The 16,841-nt window shown below is 65.7% G+C and carries 13 protein-coding genes; 2 read left to right on the top strand and 11 right to left on the bottom strand.

Annotated elements, in window-relative coordinates:
• Positions 1-97: 97 nt before the first annotated feature.
• The 4 genes from accC to scpA all read right to left on the bottom strand — a co-directional run bounded on the left by accC (position 98) and on the right by scpA (position 7,085).
• A complete protein-coding gene (gene accC, locus CJ010_RS04360) occupies positions 98-2,104 on the bottom strand; it encodes an acetyl-CoA carboxylase biotin carboxylase subunit (protein ID WP_141016906.1) in 2,007 nt (668 codons plus the stop codon).
• A gap of 138 nt (positions 2,105-2,242) precedes the next feature.
• Positions 2,243-3,778 (bottom strand): acyl-CoA carboxylase subunit beta, encoded by a 1,536-nt coding sequence (locus tag CJ010_RS04355; protein WP_141016905.1) that lies wholly within the window; start codon positions 3,776-3,778, stop codon positions 2,243-2,245.
• Positions 3,779-3,850: 72 nt separating this feature from the next.
• Entirely contained in the window at positions 3,851-4,852 is a 1,002-nt protein-coding gene (gene meaB / locus CJ010_RS04350) for a methylmalonyl Co-A mutase-associated GTPase MeaB (RefSeq protein ID WP_141020569.1), read from the bottom strand.
• Between the two features lie 67 nt (positions 4,853-4,919).
• Complete coding sequence (scpA, locus tag CJ010_RS04345; protein WP_141016904.1) at positions 4,920-7,085, bottom strand: methylmalonyl-CoA mutase; 2,166 nt, start codon at positions 7,083-7,085, stop codon at positions 4,920-4,922.
• Between the two features lie 346 nt (positions 7,086-7,431).
• Between scpA and CJ010_RS04340 the strand changes: the two genes are divergently transcribed.
• Entirely contained in the window at positions 7,432-8,103 is a 672-nt protein-coding gene (locus tag CJ010_RS04340; RefSeq protein WP_141016903.1) for a GntR family transcriptional regulator, read from the top strand.
• Between the two features lie 16 nt (positions 8,104-8,119).
• Here the strand turns inward: CJ010_RS04340 and CJ010_RS04335 are convergent, their stop codons facing one another.
• The 3 genes from CJ010_RS04335 to CJ010_RS04325 form a co-directional block, all read right to left on the bottom strand.
• Complete coding sequence (locus CJ010_RS04335; RefSeq protein ID WP_240794497.1) at positions 8,120-9,415, bottom strand: hemolysin family protein; 1,296 nt, start codon at positions 9,413-9,415, stop codon at positions 8,120-8,122.
• A 184-nt stretch (positions 9,416-9,599) separates the two neighbouring features.
• Positions 9,600-11,279, bottom strand: coding sequence for a cation acetate symporter (locus tag CJ010_RS04330; RefSeq protein ID WP_141016902.1), 1,680 nt, complete (start codon positions 11,277-11,279; stop codon positions 9,600-9,602).
• Positions 11,279-11,599 carry a DUF485 domain-containing protein gene (locus tag CJ010_RS04325; protein ID WP_240794496.1) on the bottom strand — a complete coding sequence of 107 codons (321 nt, stop codon included), beginning with the start codon at positions 11,597-11,599 and terminating at the stop codon, positions 11,279-11,281. Before CJ010_RS04325 ends, CJ010_RS04330 begins: the two co-directional genes overlap by 1 nt.
• Positions 11,600-11,854: 255 nt before the next feature.
• Here CJ010_RS04325 and CJ010_RS04320 point away from each other — a divergent pair, with 255 nt between their 5' ends.
• Positions 11,855-12,637: an enoyl-CoA hydratase/isomerase family protein gene (locus CJ010_RS04320; protein ID WP_141016901.1), complete on the top strand. Its 783-nt coding sequence runs from the start codon at positions 11,855-11,857 to the stop codon at positions 12,635-12,637.
• Positions 12,638-12,649: 12 nt separating this feature from the next.
• Here CJ010_RS04320 and CJ010_RS04315 read toward each other — a convergent pair whose 3' ends face one another.
• The 4 genes from CJ010_RS04315 to urtC form a co-directional block, all read right to left on the bottom strand.
• Positions 12,650-13,603, bottom strand: coding sequence for a LysR substrate-binding domain-containing protein (locus CJ010_RS04315; RefSeq protein ID WP_141016900.1), 954 nt, complete (start codon positions 13,601-13,603; stop codon positions 12,650-12,652).
• Positions 13,604-13,639: 36 nt separating this feature from the next.
• Positions 13,640-14,332, bottom strand: coding sequence for an urea ABC transporter ATP-binding subunit UrtE (gene urtE, locus CJ010_RS04310; RefSeq protein ID WP_141016899.1), 693 nt, complete (start codon positions 14,330-14,332; stop codon positions 13,640-13,642).
• Positions 14,333-14,774: 442 nt separating this feature from the next.
• Positions 14,775-15,632 (bottom strand): urea ABC transporter ATP-binding protein UrtD, encoded by an 858-nt coding sequence (gene urtD, locus CJ010_RS04305; RefSeq protein WP_141016898.1) that lies wholly within the window; start codon positions 15,630-15,632, stop codon positions 14,775-14,777.
• The gene (gene urtC / locus CJ010_RS04300) at positions 15,629-16,831 is read right to left on the bottom strand and encodes an urea ABC transporter permease subunit UrtC (protein ID WP_141016897.1); all 1,203 of its coding nucleotides are present in this window, start codon (positions 16,829-16,831) and stop codon (positions 15,629-15,631) included. Before urtC ends, urtD begins: the two co-directional genes overlap by 4 nt.
• Positions 16,832-16,841 lie beyond the last annotated feature (10 nt).

Genomic DNA, 16,841 nt, shown 5'->3' with positions numbered 1-16,841 from the left:
GCTTGCGCGGGCCCATCCCTCGACAGGTATCCGGCGATCTAAGCCGCCGGATCTCCCTCCCCATCGAACGAAACAGCAAATGCGTCGTGGCGACGGATCACTCGAACTCGATGATGACGTCGTCCACCGCCAGGCTGGCGCCCGGCTTGACCACGATCTTCTTGACCTTGCCATCCTGCTCGGCCTTGAGCAGGTTCTCCATCTTCATCGCCTCGATCACCGCGAGCTTCTCGCCGGCCTTCACATCCTGGCCTTCGACAACCGCAATCTCGCGCAGCAAACCCGGCATCGGCGACAGCAGGAACTTGGAGAGGTCGGGCGGCAGCTTCACCGGCATCAAACCCTGCAGTTCGGCGGCACGTTTGGACATGACCATGAAGTCGGCCTGCGTACCCCAGTGGAACAGGCGGTAGCGCATTTTGTGGCGCTCGACCTGCAGGGTGAACTCGTCGGAGTTGCAGGTGCCGTTGAACAGCGCCTGGCCGAGCTGCCAGTCGGACTCGATGGTGTAGGTCTCGCCATTCAGCGTCACCGCGTAACCACCGGCAATCGGCGTGGCGGTGACCGGCAGCAGTTCGTTGCCGTTGTCGCCGCCCATGCGGATCACCACCCATTCGTTGCCAACGATGCGCTCGTGGCCCGGCAGTTGGCCGGACACGCTGGCGGCACGGTCGATGTAGCTGCGATGGACATAGGCGGCAACCGCGGCGAGCAGGGCCGGATCGTCGTGCGGCACCATCGAGGCGTCGAAGCCCTTGGGAAACTCCTCGGCGATGAAGCCGGTGTTGAAGTTGCCCGAGCAGAAGCGCGGATGCTGCATCAGCGCGGCCTGGAAGGGGATGTTGGAGCTGATGCCGCGGATCACGAAGGCGTTGAGCGCGTCGCGCATGCGGGCGATCGCCTGGTCGCGGGTGGCGCCGTGCACGATGAGCTTGGCGATCATCGAGTCGTAGAACATCGAGATCTCGCCGCCGTCATAGACGCCGGTATCGACGCGCACCTGGCCCGGCGCTTCGGCCGGCGGCTGGAAGCGCACCAGACGGCCGGTGGAGGGCAGAAAGCCGCGGAACGGGTCTTCCGCGTTGATGCGGCATTCCATCGCCCAGCCGTTGATCTTCACGTCGGCCTGGGAGAGCGGCAGCTTCTCGCCGGCGGCGACGCGGATCATCTGCTCGACCAGATCCAGCCCGGTGATCAGCTCGGTGACCGGGTGCTCGACCTGGAGGCGGGTGTTCATCTCGAGGAAGTAGAACTCCTTGGTCGCACCGGAGACGACGAACTCGACCGTGCCGGCCGACTCGTAATTCACCGCACGCGCCAGCGCCACGGCCTGCTCGCCCATCGCCTTGCGCATCTCGGCATCGACGAAGGGGCTCGGCGCCTCCTCGATGACCTTCTGGTGACGGCGCTGGATGGAGCAGTCGCGCTCGTTCAGGTACACGTAGTTGCCGTGCGAGTCGCCGAGCACCTGGATCTCGATGTGGCGCGGCTCGAGCACGTACTTCTCGATGAACACGCGGTCGTCGCCGAAGGAGTTGCGCGCTTCGTTGACGCAGGACGAGAAGCCCTCGAAGGCTTCGGCGTCGTTGTAGGCGACGCGCAGGCCCTTGCCGCCGCCGCCGGCGGAGGCCTTGATCATCACCGGGTAGCCGATCTTCTTGGCGATCTCGACCGCTTCCGCCGGGCCGGCGATGGCGTCGTTGTAGCCCGGGATGGTGTTGACCTTGGCTTCGATCGCGAGCTTCTTCGACTCGATCTTGTCGCCCATCTTGGCGACCGAGTAGTGCTTCGGGCCGATGAACTTGATGCCTTCCTCTTCGAGGCGGCGCGAGAACTCGGCGTTCTCCGACAGGAAGCCGTAGCCCGGATGGACAGCCTCGGCGCCGGTCTGCTTGCACGCGGCGATGATGCGGTCCATGACGAGGTAGGAATCTTTCGACGGCGCCGGGCCGATGCAGACGGCTTCGTCGGCGAGGTCGACGTGCAGCGCGTCCTTGTCGGCCTCCGAATAGACGGCGACCGTCTTGATGCCCATCTTGCGGGCGGTCTTGATCACGCGGCAGGCGATTTCGCCGCGGTTAGCAATCAGGATCTTGGTAAACATACGTTATCTCTCCGCGGCTCAATCGCAGCGTGCTGCGCACGCACGGCGATTTGACTTCGTCTCTGCGCCGCTTTGCGGCTGGTCGCCGCGGTTGGCAATCAGGATCTTGGTAAACATTGCGTTAAGTCTCCCCGGCGATCAGAGCGGAATGTTGCCGTGCTTGCGCCACGGGTTGTCGAGCTGCTTGTCGGCCAGCATTGCCAGGCTGCGGCAGATGCGCTTGCGGGTGTTGTGCGGCATGACCACGTCGTCGATGAAGCCGCGGCTCGCCGCCACGAAGGGGTTGGCGAACTTGGCCTTGTACTCGGCTTCGCGCTCGGCAAGCTTCTCCGGGTTGTTCTTTTCTTCGCGGAAGATGATCTCGACCGCGCCCTTCGGGCCCATCACCGCAATCTCGGCGCTCGGCCAGGCGAAGTTGACGTCGCCGCGCAGGTGCTTGGAGGACATCACGTCGTAGGCACCGCCGTAGGCCTTGCGGGTGATCACGGTGATCTTCGGCACGGTGCACTCGGCGTAGGCATAGAGCAACTTGGCGCCGTGCTTGATGATGCCGCCGTATTCCTGGGCGGTGCCGGGCATGAAGCCGGGCACGTCGACAAAGGTCACCACCGGAATGTTGAAGGCGTCGCAGAAACGCACGAAGCGTGCCGCCTTGATCGAGGACTTGATGTCCAGGCAGCCGGCCAGCACCAGCGGCTGGTTGGCGACAATGCCGACCGGCTGGCCGTCCATGCGCGCCATGCCGATGATGATGTTCTTGGCGTAGTCGGGCTGCAGCTCGAAGAAGTCGCAGTCATCGACCACCTTGATGATCAGCTCCTTCATGTCGTACGGCTTGTTGGTATTGTCCGGCACCAGGGTGTCGAGCGAGAAGTCCTGACGGTCGGCCGGGTCGTTGGTCGGCTGCACCGGCGGCTTTTCGCGATTGGACGACGGCAGGTAGTTCATGAAACGGCGCAGCATGGCGAGCGCTTCGACGTCGTTCTCAAAGGCGAGGTCGGCCACGCCGGACTTGCTGGTGTGGGTCACCGCGCCGCCCAGTTCCTCGGCGGTGACGTCCTCGTGGGTCACGGTCTTCACGACTTCCGGACCGGTCACGAACATGTAGGAGGAATCCTTCACCATGAAGATGAAGTCGGTCATCGACGGCGAATACACCGCGCCGCCGGCGCAGGGACCCATGATCATCGAGATCTGCGGGATCACGCCGGACGCCATGACGTTGCGCTGGAACACGTCGGCATAGCCGCCGAGCGAGGCCACGCCTTCCTGGATGCGCGCGCCGCCCGAGTCGTTGAGGCCGATCACCGGCGCGCCGACCTTCATCGCGTGGTCCATCACCTTGCAGATCTTCTCGGCGTGGGTTTCGGACAGCGAGCCGCCGAACACGGTGAAGTCCTGCGAGAACACGAACACCAGGCGGCCGTTGATGGTGCCGTAGCCGGTCACCACGCCGTCGCCCGGGGTCTTTTCCGCATCAGCCATGCCGAAGTCGACGCAGCGGTGCTCCTTGAACATGTCCCATTCCTCGAAGGAATCCGGGTCGAGCAGCAGCTCGATGCGCTCGCGCGCGGTGAGCTTGCCCTTGGCATGCTGGGAGTCGATCCGCTTCTGGCCGCCGCCCAGGCGGGCCGCGGCGCGCTTCTCGTCCAGCTGACGGATGATGTCGTGCATTGATGACCTCCTTTAAGGTTCCTTGCTCGCCGCCCGCGCTATCGCGGCCGGACGATATGTCGTTCTAGCGTTTCAATTCAGGTAGGCAAGCAGACGCAGCGCCGCCGCCGACGGGGTGGTACCGCCCGCCTCCACCGCAGCCGACAGCTGCGGCAGGGCTTCGCGCACGCCCGGATGGTTGCGGAAACGGCTGCGCAAGCCGGCGTCGATCTGTTCCCACATCCAGGCCAGCGCCTGGTGGCGGCGCTTGGCCTCGAACTCGCCGCTCTTCGTCATCGCGGCGCGGTAGTCCTGCACCGTGTTCCAGAAGTCGGCAACACCATCCTTCTTCAGTGCCGACAGCGTAAGCACCGGCACCGTCCAGTTGGGGCTCGCCGGGCGCAGCATGTGCAGCGCCGTCTTCATCTGCGATTTCGCCCGCATCGCCGCGCTAGCATCGATGTCCGCCTTGTTGATGACGATGAGGTCGGCGATCTCCATGATGCCCTTCTTGATCGCCTGCAGGTCGTCGCCGGCATTGGGCAGCTGCAGCAGGCAGAAGATGTCGGTCATGCCGGCAACCGCGGTCTCGCTCTGCCCCACCCCCACGGTCTCGACGATGATCACGTCGAAACCGGCCGCCTCGCACACCAGCATAGTCTCGCGCGTTTTCTCGGCCACGCCGCCGAGCGAACCGGCCGACGGGCTGGGGCGGATGAAGGCTGCGGGATTCTGGCTGAGCAGCTCCATCCGCGTCTTGTCGCCGAGGATGGAACCGCCCGTCAGCGACGACGAGGGATCGACCGCCAGCACCGCCACGCGCAGACCCTGCCCGATCAGGTGCAGGCCCAGCGCCTCGATGAAGGTGGACTTGCCCACCCCCGGCACGCCGGAGATACCCACCCGCATCGCACCGCCGGTGTGCGGCAGCAGCGCCTCCAGCACGGCACGGGCGCGCACCTTGTGCTCTTCGCGCTGAGACTCGATCAGCGTGATGGTCTTGGCGAGCGGGCGCAGCTGGCGCGCGCGCACGCCCTCGACCAGGGCGAGATCGGCGGCGGGCAGCGGCAGGGTTTCGGGCATGTTCATCGACATCGAACGGGATGGGGGCGGGACCACGCCCGGACGCCTCCGTCGGAGGCCATCCGGGCTGCGCAGCGTATCAGGCCGCGACCTTGGCCGCGCGGATCTGCTTGAGAACTTCGCGCGCCGCCTTCGGGATGGGCGTGCCCGGCCCGAAGATGCCCTTGGCGCCGGCCGCGTAGAGCGCGTCGTAGTCCTGCGCCGGGATCACGCCGCCGACGAAGGTGATGATGTCGTCCGCACCCAGGCGCTTGAGTTCGTTGATGATGGCCGGCACCAGGGTCTTGTGCCCGGCGGCCAGGCTGGAGCAGCCGACCGCATGCACGTCGTTTTCCACCGCGTGACGGGCGGCTTCTTCCGGAGTCTGGAAGAGCGGGCCGATGTCGATGTCGAAACCGAGGTCGGCGAAGGCCGAGGCCACCACCTTGGCGCCGCGATCGTGGCCGTCCTGGCCGAGCTTGGCGATCATGATGCGCGGACGCCGCCCTTCCTCGGCGACGAAGGTTTCGATCTCGGCCTTCAGCGCTTTCCAGTCGGCATCCTCTTCCACCACGGCGCCATAGACGCCTGACACCGCCTGCGGGTTGGCGCGGTAGCGGCCGAACACCTTTTCCAGCGCGTCGGAGATTTCGCCGACGGTGGCGCGCAGGCGCACCGCCTTGACCGCGAGGTCGAGCAGGTTGCCCTCTCCAGTCTCGGCACACTTGGTCAGCGCGGCCAGCGCGGCTTCGACCGCGGCGGCATCGCGGGTGGCGCGGATCTTGGTCAAACGGGCGATCTGCGCGTCGCGCACGGCGTGGTTGTCGATGTCGAGGATCTCGATCGGATCTTCCTTGGCGAGCTTGTACTTGTTCACGCCGACGATGACGTCCTTGCCCGAGTCGATGCGCGCCTGCTTGTCGGCGGCGCATTCCTCGACCTTCATCTTGGCCCAGCCGGACTCGACCGCCTTGGTCATGCCGCCCATGGCCTCGATTTCCTCGATCAGCGCCCAGGCCTTGTCGGCCATGTCCTGGGTGAGCGACTCCATCATGTAGGAGCCGGCCCAGGGATCGACCACGTTACAGATGTGGGTCTCTTCCTGGATGATGATCTGGGTGTTGCGCGCGATGCGGGCCGAGAACTCGGTGGGCAGCGCGATCGCTTCGTCGAGCGCGTTGGTGTGCAGCGACTGGGTGCCGCCGAACACCGCCGCCATCGCCTCTATGGTGGTGCGCACCACGTTGTTGTACGGGTCCTGCTCGGTGAGCGACCAGCCGGAGGTCTGCGAGTGGGTGCGCAGCATCATCGACTTCGGGCTCTTGGGGTTGAACTGCTTCATGATCCGCCACCACAGCAGACGCGCCGCGCGCATCTTGGCGATCTCGAGGTAGAAGTTCATGCCCACCGCCCAGAAGAAGGACAGGCGGCCGGCGAAGGTGTCGACGTCCATGCCGGAATTGATGCCGGTGCGCACGTATTCCAGGCCGTCCGCCAGCGTGAAGGCCAGTTCGATCGCCTGGTTCGCACCCGCCTCCTGGATGTGGTAGCCGGAGATCGAGATCGAGTTGAACTTCGGCATGTGCTGCGCGGTGTAGCCGAAGATGTCGGCGATGATCTTCATCGACGGCGTGGGCGGATAGATGTAGGTGTTCCGCACCATGAATTCTTTCAGGATGTCGTTCTGGATCGTGCCCGACAGTTTGTCCTGGCTGACGCCCTGCTCTTCCGCGGCGACGATGTAGCCGGCCAGGATGGGCAGTACCGCGCCGTTCATGGTCATCGACACCGAGACCTTGTCGAGCGGGATGCTGTCGAACAGGATCTTCATGTCCTCGACGGAGTCGATCGCCACGCCGGCCTTGCCGACGTCGCCGGTTACGCGCGGATGGTCGGAATCGTAGCCGCGATGGGTGGCGAGGTCGAAGGCCACCGACACGCCCTGACCGCCTGCGGCGAGCGCCTTGCGGTAGAAGGCGTTGGATTCTTCAGCGGTGGAGAAGCCGGCGTACTGGCGGATGGTCCACGGCTTGACCGCGTACATGGTCGGCTGGGGGCCGCGCAGGAAGGGTTCGAAACCCGGTAGCGTGTCGGCGTGCGGCAGATCGGCGGTGTCGGCCTTGGTGTACAGCGGTTTGACCGTCAGCCCTTCGGGCGTGATCCAGTTCAGTTTCTCCAGATCGCCATCCGGTGCGTGCTTCGCGGCGGCCTTCTTCCAGGCGTCCAGGTCCGGCTGGGGATACGCGGGCGCGTTGGCGTTCGACATGACAAACCCTCTCTGAAACAGAAAAGCCGCGGCGGCGGCGTTGCATTATTCGGTAGCCAAGTTTCACCGGCAGTCGGCCCCGAGAGTGGGCGGCAGCGGGACCGCCCGCAGTCGTAACCGCGGGCGGTCGCTGGCGCTCCAGCTCGCGACGTAGTCCCTCTCATGCGCTCCGGGCCGTGGGCCCGGAGCCTCCCATGCTACGCCGCATGCAGGAAAGCGACTGGTTGAAGCGGTGTTGACTTCGATCAGTTCAGTAATAATACTTTATCCATAATTATGTATGCAATGGGGTGAGAAAGCGGCCGGAACGCGTTATCCTTCCGCTCCCCCGAAGACCACACTGCCCATGACTGCCTCTCGCATCGCCCCGCTCGCGCTCTACCAGGAAGTCGCCGAACGCCTGCGCGAGCGCATTTTTTCGCACGAACTGCCACCTGGCACCTGGGTCGACGAGCAGGCGCTCGCCGAGCAATACGGCATCTCGCGCACGCCCTTGCGCGAGGCGCTGAAAGTGCTGGCGTCCGAAGGTCTGGTCACGCTCAAGCCGCGTCGCGGTTGCTATGTCACGGAAATCTCGGAGCGCGACCTCGACGAGGTCTTCAACGTGATGGCACTGCTCGAAGGCGAATGCGCCAAGGCCTCTGCCGGTCGCGCCAGCGACGCCGACCTCGCCCGCCTGCAGTCCATTCACGGCGATCTGGAAAAGGCCGCCGAGGCGCAGGACATCGACCGCTTCTTCGAGGCCAACCAGGCCTTCCACCACGCCCTGCAGGAAATCGCCGATAACCGCTGGCTGCTGCATGTGATCGAGGATCTGCGCAAGGTCATCAAGCTGTCGCGCCACCACTCGCTGTATTCCGAAGGCCGCCTGGAGCAGTCGCTGGCCGAGCACCGCACCCTGCTCGATGCCCTGCTCGCCCGCGACGCCGACGCTGCGGAGCAACGCATGCGCGAACACATCCGCAGCGGCCGCAGCGCGCTCGCCCGCATCGCCGCGGCACGCAACCGCGCAGCCTGAAGTCCGCGACGGCCGCTCAGGCCGCGGCGGGCTCCCGCGTCACCAATACCTGGTCGATGCGGTAGTTGTCGATGTCGACCACTTCGAACTTGTAGCCGGCATAGACCACGCTGTCGGTGCGCTTGGGCACCTTGCGCAGGCGGTACATCAGGAAGCCGGCGATCGTCTCGTAGTTCTCGAAGCCCTCGAACTCGTCGATCGCCAGCGCCTGCATGACGTCCTCGATCGGCGTCACACCGTCGATCAGCCAGGAGTTCTCATCGCGCCGCACGATCAGCTCTTCCTGGAAGGGGCTGCCGAGTTCGCCCATCACGGTGTTCATCACGTCCTGCAGCGTCAGTAAGCCGACCACCAGCGCGTATTCGCTGATCACCAGCGCGAAATCCTCCTTCGCGTCGCGGAAACGCTCCAGCGCCTCGAACAGCGTCAGCGAGTCCGGCAGCATCAGCACCTTGCGGACGATGGGCTGGGTGCGCAGCGAAAGGTCCTGCCCCTGCAGGATGCGCGCGAAAATGTCCTTGGCGTCCACATAGCCGATCACGCTGTCGATGGTGCTCTCGCACACCGGGAACTTGCCGTGCGGATGCTCGGCGATCTTGCGCCGTATGCTCTCTTCGCTCTCGCCCAGGGTGAAGAAGACGATGCTGTCGCGCGCCGTCATGGCCGAGGGCACGATGCGGGCGTCGAGTTCGAACACGTTGCGGATCAGGTGTTCTTCCTGCTGGAGCAGGCCGCCGGCCTGGGCGCCGGCATCGGCCATTGCCAGGATGTCGTCGGCGGTGATGTCGTCGCCCCGCACGTTGGGCACGCCGAACAACTTGAACAGCCGGTCCGCCACGCTGTTGAACAGCCACACCAGCGGCGCAAACAGCCACATGCAGGCCTGGATGGGCCGCACCACCCGCATCGCCACCTCTTCCGGCCTCACCATCGCCAACCGCTTAGGCATCAGGTCGGCGAACAGCACGAATAGCGAGGTAACGAACACGAAGGCGACGACGAAGCTCAGCGTACCGAGCGCCGGCCCGTCGTAAAAGGGCCGCAGCGCCGCCTCCACGTAGGGCGAAAGGGCCTGCTCGCCGACGATGCCGCCGAGGATGGCCACCGCATTGAGGGCGATCTGCACCACGGTGAAGAAGTTGCCGGGGTTCTCCTGCAATGCGAGCACGCGCTGGGCATCGACCCTGCCTTCCTCGGCCAGCAGCCGCAACTTGATCTTGCGGGCGGCCGCGAGCGAAATCTCGGCCAGCGAAAAAAATGCGCTGACGGCGATCAGCAGCAGGATGAGCAAAAGGTGATTGAGCAGCGCCACGACCACTCCTAGCGGCGGCAGGGAAATTCGATGCGGACGGCCAAGTCTAGCACCGCCCCACGACATCGCCATGACCTCCACTGGCGCGACGCCAAGCAAAACAAACCCCCTCGGGCCTTGCGGCCGGAGGGGGTTGATCACATCGTCATGCGCCGCAACCAGAGCCGCGACGCATCGTTACCGCTTAGTGGGCGGCGGCGCTGGCAGCGCCCACACCGGTCTGCGCACGCACGTACTGATCTTCAAAGGCATCGCGCTCGGCGACCGCCTTCTGGCTGCTGTCGAGCAGCGACACCAGGATGGCGGCGAGGAAGGCGATCGGCATCGAGAACAGCGCCGGCTGGGTGTAGGGGAAGAGCGGCGCGGCATTGCCGAGCACATCCACCCACACCGACTTCGACAGCACCACGAAGGCCACCGCGCTGAACAGGCCGAGGTAGCCGCCGGCGAGCGCGCCGCGGGTGGAGAGACCCTTCCAGTACATCGACAGGATCAGCACCGGGAAGTTGGCCGACGCAGCCACGCCGAAGGCCAGCGCCACCATGAAGGCGACGTTCATCTTCTCGAACACGATGCCGAGCAGCACCGCGATCACGCCCAGGCCGATGGTGGCGAACTTCGACACCTTCAGTTCGGTGGTTTCCGACGCCTTGCCCTTCATGATGACGCGGGCGTAGATGTCGTGCGAGATCGCCGATGCGCCGGCCAGCGCCAGGCCGGCCACCACCGCCAGGATGGTGGCGAAGGCCACCGCCGACAGGAAGCCGAGCAGCAGGTTGCCGCCGACTGCGTGCGCCAGGTGCATCGCCACCATGTTGCCGCCGCCGACGATCTTGCCGCCGATGGTGCCGCCCTCGAAGTATTCCGGGTTCTGGCCGACGATGAGGATGGCCGCCAGGCCCATCAGGGCGATGACGTTGAAGAAGTAGGCGATGATGCCCGAGGCGAACAGCACCGACTTGCGCGCCTCCTTGGCGTCGGTCACGGTGAAGAAGCGCATCAGGATGTGCGGCAGGCCGGCGGTGCCGAACATCAGGCCGAGGCCGAGCGAGATCGCGGTCACCGGATCGGCCAGCAGGCTACCCGGGCTCAGCAGCTTGGGCCCGAGCTTGTGCACTTCCATCGCGCGGCTGGAGAGGGTCTCGAAGCTGAAGCCGAACTGGCTCATCGCCAGCAGCATCACCGCAGTGCCACCCAGCAGCAGCATGCAGGCCTTGATGATCTGCACCCAGGTGGTGGCGACCATGCCGCCAAAGGTGACGTAGACCATCATCAGCGCACCGACCACGAACAGGGCGATGTTGTAATCCAGGCCGAACAGCAGCTTGATCAACTGGCCGGCACCGACCATCTGCGCCACCAGATAGAAGCACACCACCGTGAGCGAACTCACCGCCGCCATCGTCCGCACCTTGCCCTGGTCGAGCCGGTAGGCGGTGATGTCGGCGAAGGTGAATTTGCCGAGGTTGCGCAGGCGCTCGGCCATCAGGAAGAGGATGATGGGCCAGCCGACGAAGAAGGCGATCATGTAGATGTAGGCGTCGACGCCCTGCAGATACATCATCGCGGTGAGGCCGAGCAGCGTCGCGGCGGACATGTAGTCGCCGGCGATGGCGAGGCCGTTCTGGAAGCCGGTGATGCCGCCGCCGGCGGTGTAGAAGTCGGCGGTCGACTTGGTGCGGCTCGCCGCCCAGTAGGTGATGCCCAGCGTCATCAGCACGAACACGAAGAACATGCCGATGGCGTGCAGGTTGAGCGGCTGCTTCTGCGCTGCTTCCATCGCCGGGCCGGCAGCCAGCACGGTGGCAGACAGCGGCAGCGCCAGCAGGCCGGCAGCAAGACGCGACAGGAGGGAGGTCTTCATCACTTCTCCTCCTTCCAGGCGGCGCGCACGATCTCGGTGTTGATCGCATCGAACTCGCCGTTGGCGCGGCGCACGTACACGAAGGTCAGCACCCAGAAGAACACGAACTGGAACAAGCCGGCGGCAATGCCGAGGGTCAGGTTGCTGCCTTCCGACAGGCGCTGACCGATCAGCTCCGGGGCGAAGGCCACCAGCAGCACGAAGCCGTAGAACACCACCAGCACGATCGCGGCCAGCAGGCTGGCGAAGCGGGTGCGCTTGGCGACAAGTTCCGCAAAACGCGGATTGCGCCTGATATGAGCATACACAGAAGTCGACATCTCTCTCCTCTCCTCAAGAAAACAACGGCAAATCGTTGCTTCCTCCACCCTCCTGACCGACCTCTCCGTCTGGCGCGGGGTGTCGGTTTTGGCGAATGATATATTATTCTTATGACTCCATACCACATGGTATGGAAGGATTTGCCAAAGTCTTTGCTTGGGCGACAATTGCGGACATCCACAAGCCTGCCCGGCGCGGTTGCGCGGCGCTTCCGCCGCCCCGTTGCCCGGCCGCAAACACAGGACCCGCCCCGCATGAACGGACAGATCACCGTGGCTCGCGATGCTGGCATCGCCACCGTCGCCCTCTCCAACCCGGACAAGCTCAACGCGGTGAATGCCGCCATGTGGTGCCAGCTGCGCGACGCCTTCCTCACGCTGGGACAGGACGAGACCGTGCGCTGCATCGTGCTGCGCGGCGCCGGCGAGGACGCCTTCGCCGCCGGCGGCGACATCGAGGAATTCCTCACCGTGCGCGCCACCCTGGACGACGCCCTGCACTACCACGAGGAACTGGTGGCCGCCGCGCTGAATGCGATCCGCGACTGCCCGCTGCCGACGGTGGCGGCAATCCGCGGCGCCTGCGTCGGCGGCGGGCTGGAGATCGCGGGCTGCTGCGACCTGCGCATCGCCGGCGCGTCGTCGCGCTTCGGCGCGCCGATCAACAAGCTCGGCTTCTCGATGTATCCGGGGGAAATGGCCGGGCTGCTGGCGCTTGCCGGTCCCGCGGTGGTACTGGAGATACTGCTCGAAGGCCGCATCCTGAGTGCGACCGAGGCGCTGCAGAAAGGGCTGCTGACGCGGGTGGTGGATGACGAGAAGGTGTTCGACGAAGCCGCCGCCTGCGCCGCACGCATCGCCGCCGGCGCGCCGCTGGTGGCACGCTGGCACAAGCAGTGGGTGAAGCGGCTGCAGTGCGAGGAGCCGCTGAGCGACGCGGAACGCCGCGCCGCCTTCGACTTCCTCGCCACCGAGGACTACCGCGAGGGACTGGACGCCTTCCTCGCCAAGCGCAAGCCGGTGTTCAAAGGGCGCTGACGCTGCCCCGGATCAGGCGACGCGGCGCAGCGGCGCGGACACCGTTTCGGTACGTGCCGCACGCACGATGCGCTCCCGCAGCCAGCGGCATTCGGCCGAATGCTGGCTGCGGTCATGCCACAGCAGGTAGTAGGCCATGCCCGGCAGCTCGACCGGCGCGTCGACAACGGCGATGGGCAGAAACTCCGCGTAATGCGATGCGAAGCGCGCCGGCGCGGTGAACAGCAGCTCGGACTGCAGCACCATGTAGGGCGCCATGTGGAAGTAAGGCACATGGGCGACGACATTGCGGCGCAGGCGTTCGCGCGCGAGATAGACATCCACCACGCCACGCTGGCCGACCGAGTAGGACGTCGGCACCACGTGCTCGGCGCCCAGCCAGTCTGCCAGCTTGAGCGGCGTGCCGGCGAGCGGGTGGCCGGTACGCATCATCACCACCATGCGGTCCTCGAACAGCGGTGCGGTACGCAGGTGCTCAGGCGGATTCGGCCAGTTGCCGATGACGAGATCGAGTTCGCCGGATTCGAGCGCACGCGGGTAATCGAAGGCCTGCGTCATCGAGTGGAACACCACCTGCGCGCCCGGTGCCTGGCGGTGGATGTCGGTGACGATCTCGCCGAGCATCAGCGCGTTGAGGTAATCAGGCGTGGCAATGTTGAAGATGCGCTTTGAGCTGGCCGGTTCGAAGCCGGCCGGGCCGGCGGCGATGCGCTCCATCTGGTCGAGCACGATGCGCACCGGTTCCAGCAGTTCGGCGCCGCGCTCGGTGGGCGTCATGCCGGTGCGCGAGCGCACCAGCAGCTTGTCACCGGTGATGTCGCGCAGACGCTTCAACGCGGTGCTGACCGCCGGCTGCGACAGGTTGAGCCGCCGCGCGGCGCGCGACACGCTGCCTTCGGTGAGGAGTACATGCAGCACCCGCAGCAGGTGGGCGTCGAGCGAATCCCAGGCACATCCGTTGGCCATCCGTTGTTCTCCTGTAGGGGGCCACGGTGGCCCGGTTCAGACGGCGAGCGCCTCGCGCACGCCGTCGGCATCCATGTTGGCGCCCTCGCCGCGCATGACGATCTCGCCACGCTCCATGACGAGGTATTGATCGGAGAGGGCGCGGGCGAAGTCGTAGTACTGCTCGACGAGCAGGATGGCCATTTCGCCGGTGGCGGCCAGGCTGCGGATGGCGCGTTCGATGTCCTTGATGATCGAGGGCTGGATGCCCTCGGTCGGTTCGTCGAGGATGAGCAGCTTGGGACCGAAGGCGAGCGCGCGGCCGATGGCGAGCTGTTGCTGCTGGCCGCCGGAGAGGTCGCCGCCGCGCCGCCCCATCATCTGCTTGAGCACCGGGAACATATCGAAGATGCGCTGCGGGATGCTTTCGCCACGCGGCCGGGTGGCCAGGCCCATGAGCAGGTTTTCCTCGACGGTGAGGCGCGGGAAGATCTCGCGCCCTTGCGGCACGAAGCCGATGCCGGCGCGCACGCGGTTGTACGATGGTGCGCGGGTGATGTCCTGCGCACCGAAGTGGATCGTGCCACTGGCGGCCGGTACCAGACCCATCAGGGTCTTGAGCAGCGTGGTCTTGCCGACGCCGTTGCGGCCGAGCAGCGTGGTGACCTTGCCCACCGGCACCTCGAACGAGAGGCCGCGCAGGATGTGGCTGCCGCCGTAGTACTGGTTGAGGTTGTCGACTTTCAGCATGTTTCGTCCTTTCGGCGGGTCCTGGCTTTAGGCCACGGGGCCGGGGGTCAGGGTGTTAAGCAAAAAGTGGGCGCGGTGTTTTCGTGGTGCGTTGACGGCCGTGGTTCTAACGCCAGCCGCGCGGGGTGTTTCTTCCGGGGCTGCGGAACTCGCTACGCTCGGACAGTCCTCGCCCCTCCACAAACACCCCGCACGACTGGCTTGGCCTGATCGATTGCTCAAACCGCAAAACCGAAACCCGAAGAACCCGCGTGGTTTGGGATGCGGCGCTCTGGTCCTGGGATTCTGGGTGACCACCGCGTCGAGCCGGATGTGCGAGGTATTCGTGGAAGGGCGGGGACTATCCGAGCGAACGTCGTGAGCGAGTTCCGCAGCCACTGGAAGGAATACCCCGCGCAGCCGGCGGTTCAACGCAATAACCGCCGAGCGGCACGAACAACCATCAACGCCCCAGATAAACCTCGATAACCCGCGAATCCCCCTGCACCGTGGCGAGATCGCCCTCGGCCAGCACGGAGCCTTCGCACAGCACGGTGACCTTGCCGCCGAGCGCCTCGACGAAGGCCATGTCGTGCTCCACCACCATCAGCGAATGCTTGCCGGCGAGGCTCACGAACAGTTCGGCGGTGCGCTCGGTCTCGTCGTCGGTCATGCCGGCGACCGGCTCGTCGAGCAGCAGCAGCTTGGGCTCCTGCATCAGCAGCATGCCGATCTCCAGCCACTGCTTCTGGCCGTGGGACAGTAGCCCGGCGCTGCGGTCGGCGAGCTTGTCGAGGCGGATCTGCTTCAGCACGTCGGCGATGCGGTCGCGCTCGTCGTCGAACAGGCTGGCGAAGAGGGTTCGGCGCACCCGCTTGTCGGCCTTCATTGCCAGTTCCAGGTTCTCGAACGCGCTGTGGTTCTCGAAGATGGTCGGCTTCTGGAACTTGCGGCCGATGCCGGCGTGGGCGATCTCCGGTTCGGTCATGCGGGTCAGGTCCAGCGTCTGGCCGAAGAAGGCCTTGCCGGAGTCGGGCCGCGTCTTGCCGGTGATGACGTCCATCATCGTGGTCTTGCCGGCGCCGTTGGGGCCGATGATGCAGCGCAGCTCGCCGGCGTCGATCGTCAGCGACAGCTTGTTGAGCGCGCGGAAGCCGTCGAAGCTGACCGTGATGTCGTCCAGGTACAGGATGACGTTGTGCGAAAGGTCGAGCTCGCCGGTGGCGACGTGGCCGGTGGCGGCGCCGCCCTCCCAGTTCTCGCGTTCGCCGTCGGCGGCAAAGGCAACCGCGCGGCGCTCCAGATCGGTCGTCTCGGTCATGCCGTGGCTCCCTTGGCAACAGTGTTGTCGGAAACGGCTTCGCTCTTGGCTGACGCCGGCGTGGCGACCGCGGCGGGCGCCGAGGCGGCGCTGTCCGGCCCCTTGCGGGCGCGCAGCTTGCGCCACAGGCCGACCACGCCATCCGGCAGGTAGAGCGTGACCGCGATGAAGAGGAAGCCGAGGAAGAAGGGCCAGTATTCCGGCACGGTGACGGTAAAGAAGCTCTTGGCCAGATTGACGATGCCGGCGCCCAGCACCGCGCCCACCAGGGTGCCGCGGCCGCCCACCGCCACCCACACCGCGATCTCGATGGAATTGGCCGGACTCATTTCCGACGGGTTGATGATGCCCACCTGCGGCACATAGAGCGCACCGGCCAAACCGCACAGCACCGCCGACAGCGTCCAGATGAAGAGCTTGTAGTGCAGCGGGTTGTAGCCGATGAACATGACCCGGCTCTCGGCGTCGCGGATGGCGGCGAGCACGCGGCCGAAGCGCGAGCTGACGAGGTAGCGCCCCAGCACCAGGCAGGCGATCAGCAGCAGCGCGGAGAGCGCGAACAGCGTCGCCCGCATTTCCGGCGAGGTGATGCTGTGGCCGAGGATGCGCTTGAAGTCGGTGAAGCCGTTGTTGCCGCCGAAGCCGGTCTCGTTGCGGAAGAACAGCAGCATCGCGGCGTAGGTCAGCGCCTGGGTGATGATGGAGAAATACACGCCCTTGATGCGCGAGCGGAAGGCGAAGTAGCCGAACACGAAGGCCACCAGCCCCGGCAGCGCCATGGCCAGGAAGATCGCCCACAGGAAGGAGTCGGAGCCCGCCCAGTACCAGGGCAGTTCCTTCCAGTCGAGGAAGACCATGAAGTCCGGCAGGTCGCTCTGGTAGCTGCCGTCGCGACCGATCTGGCGCATCAGGTACATGCCGAAGGCGTAGCCGCCGAGGGCGAAGAAGAGGCCGTGGCCGAGGCTGAGGATGCCGGCGTAGCCCCAGATCAGGTCCATCGCCACCGCCACCACCATGTAGCACAGGATCTTGCCGAGCAGGCTGACGGTGTAGGCGGACAGGTGCAGCGCATGGCCCTCCGGCAGCGCGAGGTGGGCGACGGGCACGCCGACGCAGGCGACGACGGCGAAGATCGCGAGCGCGACCCAGCCGGTCTTCGGCATGCTCTGGAACAGTCTTACGGTGAATGGGGTGCGCATTTGGGAGCGC

It is taken from the genome of Azoarcus sp. DD4 (genome assembly GCF_006496635.1).
In the GTDB taxonomy this organism is placed as follows: Bacteria; Pseudomonadota; Gammaproteobacteria; order Burkholderiales; family Rhodocyclaceae; genus Azoarcus.
This window is presented reverse-complemented; position numbering and strand designations above follow the sequence as displayed.

Coding starts and splice junctions, on each gene's coding strand:
- CJ010_RS04315 (WP_141016900.1), bottom strand. CDS start 13,603: ATGGCCAACGGATGTGCCTGGGATTCGCTCGACGCCCACCTGCTGCGG.
- urtC (WP_141016897.1), bottom strand. CDS start 16,831: ATGCGCACCCCATTCACCGTAAGACTGTTCCAGAGCATGCCGAAGACC.
- urtD (WP_141016898.1), bottom strand. CDS start 15,632: ATGACCGAGACGACCGATCTGGAGCGCCGCGCGGTTGCCTTTGCCGCC.
- urtE (WP_141016899.1), bottom strand. CDS start 14,332: ATGCTGAAAGTCGACAACCTCAACCAGTACTACGGCGGCAGCCACATC.
- CJ010_RS04355 (WP_141016905.1), bottom strand. CDS start 3,778: ATGCACGACATCATCCGTCAGCTGGACGAGAAGCGCGCCGCGGCCCGC.
- scpA (WP_141016904.1), bottom strand. CDS start 7,085: ATGTCGAACGCCAACGCGCCCGCGTATCCCCAGCCGGACCTGGACGCC.
- accC (WP_141016906.1), bottom strand. CDS start 2,104: ATGTTTACCAAGATCCTGATTGCTAACCGCGGCGAAATCGCCTGCCGC.
- CJ010_RS04325 (WP_240794496.1), bottom strand. CDS start 11,599: ATGTCGACTTCTGTGTATGCTCATATCAGGCGCAATCCGCGTTTTGCG.
- meaB (WP_141020569.1), bottom strand. CDS start 4,852: ATGTCGATGAACATGCCCGAAACCCTGCCGCTGCCCGCCGCCGATCTC.
- CJ010_RS04330 (WP_141016902.1), bottom strand. CDS start 11,279: ATGAAGACCTCCCTCCTGTCGCGTCTTGCTGCCGGCCTGCTGGCGCTG.
- CJ010_RS04340 (WP_141016903.1), top strand. CDS start 7,432: ATGACTGCCTCTCGCATCGCCCCGCTCGCGCTCTACCAGGAAGTCGCC.
- CJ010_RS04320 (WP_141016901.1), top strand. CDS start 11,855: ATGAACGGACAGATCACCGTGGCTCGCGATGCTGGCATCGCCACCGTC.